1 protein-coding gene is annotated in these 767 nt (G+C 75.5%); it reads left to right on the forward strand.

Annotated features, from left to right (window positions below):
* On the forward strand, positions 1 to 767 hold a 767-nt coding region (locus tag G3N18_RS15815; protein WP_268932626.1), incomplete at both ends, for an FtsK/SpoIIIE domain-containing protein.

The raw sequence follows: 767 nt of genomic DNA on the forward strand, positions 1-767 counted from the left end.
CTCGCCGAACGCGCGGCGACGCTCGGGCAGCGGCTCGACGCCGCCGTCGCGTGGGAAGACCTGCCCGAGGCGGCCGCGCCCGGATCGCTCGCCGCGGTCGTGGGCGTCTCGGGCGGCGAACCGGTGACCCTCGACCTCGTCGCCGACGGGCCGCACGCCGTCGTGATCGGGGTGACCGGGTCGGGCAAGAGCGAACTGCTCACGACCTGGATTCTCGGCATGTGCCGGTCGCGCTCGCCGCGCGAGGTGTCGTTCCTGCTCGTCGACTTCAAGGGCGGCCGCACCTTCGACGCACTCGCCGCGCTGCCGCACGTCACCGGGGTGCTGACCGATCTCGACGAGGAACGGGCGCTGCGGGCGGTCGAGAGCCTGCGGGCCGAGATACGGCACCGCGAGCGGGTGCTCGAAGCCGCGGGGGCACGCGATGTCGCCGAGGCGGGCGACGCCCTCGCGCGCCTCGTGATCGTCGTCGACGAGTACGCCGCCCTCGTCTCGGTGCACCCCGGGCTGCACGACCTGTTCGCCGACATCGCCGCCCGCGGGCGGGCGCTCGGCATGCACCTCGTGCTCGCGTCGCAACGGGCCGCGGGCGCCTTTCGCGACGGCGTGCTCGCCAATGCGCCGCTCCGCATCGCTCTGCGGGTGACCGACGCCGCCGACTCGCGGGCGATCCTCGGGCAAGACGACGCGGCGCGACTGCCGGGTACCCCGGCCACGCGGGGGACGGCGCTCATCCGCTGCGCGGCCGATGCGGGTCCCCGCACCGT

Origin of the sequence: Microbacterium paulum (assembly GCF_015707995.1) — a bacterium.
In the GTDB taxonomy this organism is placed as follows: Bacteria; Actinomycetota; Actinomycetes; order Actinomycetales; family Microbacteriaceae; genus Microbacterium; species Microbacterium paulum.